Annotated in this window: 2 protein-coding genes; one reads left to right on the forward strand and one right to left on the reverse strand. The window is 41.0% G+C overall.

What is annotated here, in order from left to right:
- Positions 1-27: 27 nt before the first annotated feature.
- Positions 28-4809: a DUF3854 domain-containing protein gene (locus BMF77_RS28450; protein WP_246863186.1), complete on the reverse strand. Its 4782-nt coding sequence runs from the start codon at positions 4807-4809 to the stop codon at positions 28-30.
- Between the two features lie 1405 nt (positions 4810-6214).
- Here BMF77_RS28450 and BMF77_RS25625 point away from each other — a divergent pair.
- Complete coding sequence (locus BMF77_RS25625; RefSeq protein ID WP_148766685.1) at positions 6215-6985, forward strand: peptidyl-prolyl cis-trans isomerase; 771 nt, start codon at positions 6215-6217, stop codon at positions 6983-6985.
- Positions 6986-7052: the final 67 nt, after the last annotated feature.

The following is a 7052-nucleotide window of genomic DNA, read 5'->3' on the forward strand; positions in this document are numbered from 1 at the left end:
CGTGGCTGTCTTATCGGGAATGTCTTGCTAACAATCCATTGGTAAAACCGATTCACTCAGCCAATCATAAAAATGTGGCATCAACTGCTCTAGAGAGCGCAATTCAGTAGCAGCAATGTCCTCCAGCAACAACACAGCCCCCCATCTTCTATCTTCACTCCAGGAACGAAGAACCGACTTTATCGCCTCCACACCCTTTTTCAAACTCGTTCTCAGTAACTCAACACAATTAACCAAGGAAGTGTCATCGCCATCATCCAGTTGAAACTGCTTAAAATCAACTCCATCAGCACCATTAACTAGAGAAAGGTCATTACCATCTCTAGAACAAGCTGCAAAATCGACTTGATCTACCGTAGTATTCACCCCCTCCCCTAGAGGATTCCCTATACCATTAGGGGGGGGAGTGGATACCGGGTCAGGCGGTGGCGCAACCCCATATCTAGACTGCATTCCAGCCTGATAACGCCGTTGTGATTCCTGAGCTTGCTGCGCCCTTTCCTGCTTCATGTTCCGCTTATGCTCTCGGTGAGCAATTACCTTGAGGGCAAAATCCAATTCCACTGGAGAAAGGGAGAAAAGTTTTACTTGTTTCCCACGTGGACCCTCCTTGCGGTCATCCAGCTTTAATCCCAATTGGTCTAATAAAGTTCCTAACAACCATATCGGTTGACATTTATCTGGAACTGTAAAGCCCAGAATCGTTTTTATGTAGATCCCATATTCTTTAGCAAGTGCTACCATTCTCAATAAATCAGGATCACGGGCAGTCACTTCCTCTCCTGCTACTAACCGTTTTAAAATGTCATGCAGTCCTAAATTAAACCGTGCCAACCATTTGGCTGAATAATTACCCCAGTCCATACATAAAGGCAGATGTTCTCGCTCTTGGCGGTCTTTCTCTGCCACAATTGTTGGTGGGGCTGGGTATTGTCTATTGCTGTTAGTGTCAAAAATTGTTCCATCTGGTTCTTTGAGGATGGCCTCAAATGCGGAAATGGCTCGACTTAATTTACCACCAGCATCTTTTTCTACTAGTGATTCTGTAACTTCTATTCCATAAGTATCTTGAAGGCGGAATTTCTCACATTCAAACACTTCTTCTGGTTTAAGGTAATCTTTATTTTGACGCTGACGATATTCCGTCGGGGAGATATTCTTGGCTCTGGTTACTGCTGAGTAATAAGCCGTATCTAAAGCCGCAGCAGCTTTTTTCATCTGCTCTAGGGCAAAAGTATCTTCATCACCACCCATGGAGATGATTTTATTCCCCATTTCTGTTAATAGATCTTGTAAATCAGCCCGCAGATTGTTGATAGAGCGGTTACGGGCAGCAAGAATTTGACAATAAGTATCTAATGCCCAATCTTTTTCTACTCCTCTGCGTCCAGTTTCCTTGTCAATGCGGATGAGGAAAGCCGTAACTTCATTAGTTTGCAGGATTCGTTCTTTGATTTTCTGGGCGTTGGTTTCCTGATAACCAAAGGGAGGACGGGGGGCAACCCATACATGAATGGGGACGTGAGGACGATAGCGGTACAGTTGTTGAGCGCATTCGGTAGCGGTTTGGGATTTGGCGTGAAAGATGCCATATACTACGTCAAAATGATATTCGTTGATGTCTACTCCTGTACCGAGACTGGGAGAGGTTAACAGGGCATCAACATCTTTGACGGCGTTGGTAATGTCTTTGATGAAGGCAACGTTTTCTTCGCTACCTGAGTTGTCTGAGTGAATAGACCATAATCTCAGTCTGGATGTGGTGCTTCTGTGAGCGTCAGTGTTCGACTGAGCATTCACTTCTAAGTCTGAATGGTGTTGGCTATCGGGTGTGGGGGAATGATTTGATGATGTGGAATTTATCTGTAATATTTGATAATTTTCATTTTTATCTGTTGCAGATGATGTTGAATTTACCTGTGACAAAGTTGGAGAATGGCCATCTTTAACTGTTTCAGATGATGTTGAGTTTACTTGTGATATTTGAGAACTAAAATTGCTAATTCCTTCAGACGTTGTGGAATTTACCGATGACAAAGTTGGAGTTGCACCATCTTTAACTACCGTAAAGATATCCAGTCCCCCTGCTCCCGTTCGGCTGACGCTCACGGCGGAAGCCTGCTCCCTGCTCCCTGCCTCTTCCACCCGTACTTTCATGGTAAGGGATTGTTCTAGTTTCTTAATGAACCGCTTAGAGTCAGAAGCTACCATGATTTTCTGTTTGTTCATCAGCGCGGCGGAAATCTGGGCAACTATGGCTGAGGAGTTATTGCCTTCATACCAATAAATTAAGCGATCGCCATTTCGCCAATCGTTTTTGAGAATAAAGGGTTTTTCCTCTGGTGGACGCATGGCGCGGAAGAACTCTACTGTGATGTCGTCCATATGAGCATCGGCGATGACTACTAGCGAGGCGTTATGAACGATATATTCCAACACTTCCAGTATTTGCGCTCGATATTCTTTACAGGTTTTACTGTGCAGTAGGTGAGTTAAGTATTGGCAAGCTTCATCAATAAACACGCATCCGTAATTGAGCATTTGAGTGTTTAACTTGTGCAAACTGTCAATGGTGATGCTGAGGGCTTGTGCTTTGGCTAAACCTGCATAACTTAAATCAGAGTACATATCTGTTTTAAGACGAGTTGCTAAGTTTTTCAGCAGGTTAACCCGATGTCCGGTGTTGAGGAATTTGACATCAGGATTTGCTTCCCGCCATTGAGCCATGCGTCCGGTTTTGTTTGTCCCCATGTCGCTGGACAATACTACCAGTCCAGAAGAGGGAAGTTTTTCAGCTGATGATAGGTATTTGACGTTGACCCGAATATCTGGTTTGTATTTGCTGCTTAGTCCCCGATGCCTAGTGTGGAATGAGCGTTGGTATTGTTTTAAACTGATGGCATCATCAATTATGGTGGTCAGTAAGGCGTTTATTTGATTAATTGAAACTGCTACATTCTGATTAACTGCAAGATGTTGTTCTATTAATTGACTAGGTTCTATTAATTGATTGTTTTCAACTTGTGAGTTTTGATTAATTGCTTGATGGCATTTTGTTACTGGATAATTTTCAGTAGGTTGATTGCTTTCAAGTAATGAAGCCTGATTGATTACTTCATGCTGTTCTGTAACTTGACTGTTGTTGGTAAGTTTATTGTTGTCAACTAGTGAGTTCTGATGACATTCTATGACTTGACCGTTATTGGTAAGTTTATTGTTGTCAACTAGTGAGTTCTGATTAACTACATGATCATGCTTTACTAATTGACCATTTTCGATTAGTTGAGTGTTTAGATATGGTGCAATAGGATGAACTTCAGTATGGCTTTCTATTACTTGACTATTTTTTGTTAGTTCATTGCTTTGATGTGGTAGATTTTGAATAATTACACTATGGCTTTTTGTGACGTTACGGTTGTCTGTTAACTGATTGTCTTCAACTGGTGAAATCTGATTAATTACCTGATGACATTCTATTATTTGACCATCGTTGTTTAATTGATTACCTTCAACTATTAAATTCTGCTTAACTGCTTGAGTGTGGGTATTGGTTCGACTATCCTCAATGAATTGACTGTATTTAACTGTTTGTCCACTTTCGATTAATTTACTGCGTTCGACAATAAAATCATCTACGCCTTTTTCGGGACCTGGTAGCAGTGCGACTTCACAGGTACAGCCTACAGCTTCAATGGTTTTACCTGTACGCAAGGTGGCTTGGAATATTGACCAACGGGTTTTGGGTTTGGTTTCGTAGTCAAAAAGGATAATAAATTTACGCCCTGGTTGGGCAACAGGCATGATGTCGGGGTGTAAGCGTTCGTCAAAGTCTTTTTTGCCAATCCGCCCGTTCCAAATACCAGGGAGTGCGATCGCTACAAATCCCTGACTTAATAAACTAGCTGCTTTTTTCTCCCCTTCACACAGAATAATCGGGATTTCTGGGTGCAGCACTACCCATTCCCAAAATGAAAGGGGAGTTTCGACTATTTCTGTTTGTTGTTGGTTCTTGCTTAATAGCATTACTAACCATTCCCACAATGAGAATGGAGTTGCTATTGTTTCTGTTTGTTGTTTATTCTTGCTCCCCCAATAAAACCCGCTTTTTAATGAAGGGGTGGAGGTTGCTACTGTCTCTGTTTGTTGTTTGTTATTACTCCATAGCAACAGTACCAATGCCCAAAATAAGACGGGAGTATCCCAAAACGAGAGGGGATTTAATTGGTCTTGTAAATGCTGTGCTGGGGAAGAATGATCTTGTTTGATATTGTAACGTTTTGCAACTTTATCCCAAATGCAGTCGGGAACATCAAAGTAGGTGACACGGTTGGGTGTTTTCGGTGGTGATTCGTATTTAACTATTTTGCCATTTTTGTCAATACGCCCTTGGGTGGGTTTGAATCGTCCCCACTCCATTGGTTGCCAGTTATTTAAGGGGTCTAGTCCACTAATCCATATTCCCCCCTCTGTGGCGTATTGGTACAGTTTGAGGAATGAACTGGTGACTCTACCTGTGTTTAAGCGAGGGATGGCTTTGGAAATGAACAGGTAGTTGAGAACTGTATCGCCGGCGATGTGGATGAAGTTGCGCTCTATCAGTTCTGGATGGATGGCGCTGCTAACTGCTAGTTCGTGGTATTCGGCTTCTGTGAGGTTGTTGGGGGGGTGAACAGGAGATTGGCTGCTTTCTTGCTGTTCTGGATTATTTTGAGAAGCTGATGTTTGGCTGTTTGCTTGCTGTTCTGGATGTTCTGGATGTTCTGGAACAGGAGATTGATTAACTGATGTTAGGTCTTTGTTATTTAACACGGTAGATTCCTCTTGATACTTGGTTTTTCTGGGTATCAGAGGGGGTTATTCGTGTTGCTCTTACATATTTATGAGATTTGCTGCTGCTTCTTTCTGGGTTGGCTTATTTTTTGGCGAGGAGTAAATAATCTTGGGACTTACACAGGTTGTTGAAAATTTTGGGTTAGGGGTGGATGTGAAATTGTTAAAACTCTTACTAAACGCCACTTTCCACACTTTATATCCTGTCTCAATCAGTAATTTGGGTGGGTAAATCCAGGGTCAGATTATTTATTTTCCAAAAATATTCCAGTTGGAAGGCTTGGAATGTTCCAGCAATCTGCTTTAATATAGAAGAACGGATTCCCCTCATAGGAGAAGACCCCCTCTCCCCCTCGGAGAGCAACATGAAATAATTTTAAGAAAGCCAATTGGTGGGAATTTGAGTCGCCAAACCTAAACGCCACTTCTTCGGTTTCTTTGAAATTAACCCCGCTCTGATACGGTTTCTTTGAAATTAACCCCGCTCTCATAGATGGAGCAAAGTTAAAATCGGCAATTCTCTGATGGGACAAAGCGTTTACTATTTAGTATCGTTTTGTCCTTTTGCCGTTTCTCCGGTTGTCATCTCTTCACCTCCATTACTCATTTTATTTACGCATTAGCAAGATCATACAGAAGTTTTGCACCAATGCAATCTAACATTTATTGGATTTTTAACTTTAATTTTTGCTACATCTGTTGATGATGTTGCTTCATGGGGTAGTCCAAAAGTTGGTGAAACCCTTGCATAAGCTGTGATTACCCAGTTGTGGTACAAGCTTTTGCCTAAGTGGCAAAAAGACTCTTATGGTATTTACTGAATTATATTATTATCTTAAAAAGGCACGATTTTAGCCTTTTAACTTTAAGTTAGTGTAGTTACAGTCAGTAACCCAGCCCTAAAGGGACTGAGCTTGCAAGAGAAATCAAACAAGCTGTACTGACCAGACCACCCTGAGCATAGTCTAAGGGTAGCCGTTATTTGAGTCACGACACCCCGGAATGCGAAGCTAGTTCCTTGCTCTGTCATTTGCAATTAAACAGTTTTAAGGTCACTGAAACAGTGTTGCAAGTATAACAAGCTCTTATAACAGGTCGAAGCTAACATTACCCCAGAAATGGGAGGCTCTTCGGAGCAAAACATTATGCGTACAGAGTTGAGAAATTTGAATCGGTAATTGTCCCGTTGAAAGTACATCACAACAGTACCCCGAATTTCCCAACTCCAAGGCGGTAATGAAAAAAGATTCAAAGCGGTTAAAACCGCCCGTGTCGCTTCCCTCTCAGCCCTAAAGGGACTGAGTTTCCCGCATACCGCGAGGTCTTATGACTTGTGCAAGCAGGTAATATTATTTGTTCATTTTCCTTTGCATTTATAAAACTTATGACAGATATAGATTCCCTCCCCTTTTTAACTATTGGCGAAGACCAAGTTTCTTTAAAGCAAAGCTTGGGCTACTTGCAAGCCTTTGGTAGATTCCGTCCACTACTGCAAGAAATAGTTACCCATCATTTTCTGTTCCAAGAAATCCAAAAACGCGATGATTTGAATATCAGTAGTGCTGAATTTGAGCAAGCGGTGATTGAATTTCGTTTGCAACAAAAATTGACAAATCCCGATGATTTCCAAAATAGGTTATCTCAAGAAGGGATGAATTATGCCACATTTCAAAATCGTGTGTTATTAGGCTTGAAACTAGATAAGCTGAGAACTCAAATTTCTGCACCCAAATTAGAAGAATATTTTCTGAAACAGAAATATTTGCTTGAGCAGCTTGACTTAAACTGTCTGATTTTTGATGAGCAGGAATTAGCAACGAACATAAAAAATCAAATTATTGAAGAAACAACAACTTTAGAACAAGTTGTTCAAGAACATTCATTAATGAATAATCCTCAAATTAAGATAATGAGGGGTTTAACTCGTCGGCAAGAGTTAGCGCCAGAAATCATAAAAGCCCTTGAATCTGCCAAGATAGGGGAATTGCTTGGATTAGTGGAGATGTCAAATAAATGGTGTTTATTCAGGATTGAAGAAGTAATTCCTGCGACTTTAGACAAAAAAATCCAAAAACAAATTGAAAATCAAATATTGCAAGAATGGCTGGCAGAAAAGATGCAAAATTTACCAATTAATTTGACTTTAAATCTGTAAAACAGTATTAACCATTTAACTATAAAACAACATTAATCATTTAACAAATTTATTTAGGAAGCGAAAA

This window comes from Dolichospermum sp. UHCC 0315A (genome assembly GCF_008121535.1).
In the GTDB taxonomy this organism is placed as follows: domain Bacteria; phylum Cyanobacteriota; class Cyanobacteriia; order Cyanobacteriales; family Nostocaceae; genus Dolichospermum; species Dolichospermum lemmermannii.

Bases quoted from the DNA above. Each gene is read 5' to 3' on its own strand.
- BMF77_RS25625 (WP_148766685.1), top strand. From the start codon at position 6,215: ATGACAGATATAGATTCCCTCCCCTTTTTAACTATTGGCGAAGACCAA.